General features: G+C 63.1%; 1 protein-coding gene. It reads right to left on the reverse strand.

Annotation, left to right across the window (positions count from 1 at the left end; translation table 11 throughout):
• Positions 1-21 precede the first annotated feature (21 nt).
• A partial coding sequence (locus GVI59_RS18730; RefSeq protein ID WP_206752390.1) for a glycosyltransferase family protein occupies positions 22-670 on the reverse strand: 649 nt, incomplete at its 5' end.

The following is a 670-nucleotide window of genomic DNA, read 5'->3' on the forward strand; positions in this document are numbered from 1 at the left end:
CTGGAGAAAGAGGAAGTGCCATCAGGCAAACCTCCTCACCCACGTCAGCGCTGAGACCGCGCAATACCGCTCCATATCACGGCGCTGCCAATGGAGCCGGGCGACGCTGGCCGCGAAATCCTCCTGCCAGATCGTCAGCAGGCCAGACGCCATATCCGCAGCACTGAGCGGATCACGCTCGGCGTAATGACCGAGCCACGGGATTTCGTCGGACGCCAGCACCGGCACGCTCGCGGTCATCGCATCGGCGGCCACGATGTTGAAAGTCTCGGTCAGCGACGCCTGCATGAGAATGTCGATCCCGCGCAGAACGCACAGGAACTCAGCGTGCGGCATCCAGCCGTGTTCGACCAGCTCAGCGCAGTCCAGACGCCCGAACAGTTCGCGCAGGTTTTTCAGGATCGGATTGCCGCCACCCTCGACGCGCGTTGCGTTGACGTGGAACCGCAGTTTCGCACCGATGGTCCGGGCAAAGGCAATGGCCGCCAATGCCTGCGTCATGTGGTTCTTGAGCGGACGGATCGCGCCAAAGCAGCCGATATTCACCACATCGACCCGGCGCTCATGTGGCTGGATGTCGCACAGGCGCGGGACCGGATAGACGTTCGGGCCGTACGTGATGAGAGACGTATCGACGCGCGCGGCCATCGCCACCACAGCCATGTCCTGT

The sequence above is a fragment of the Acetobacter sicerae genome (assembly GCF_011516765.1).
In the GTDB taxonomy this organism is placed as follows: Bacteria; Pseudomonadota; Alphaproteobacteria; order Acetobacterales; family Acetobacteraceae; genus Acetobacter; species Acetobacter sicerae.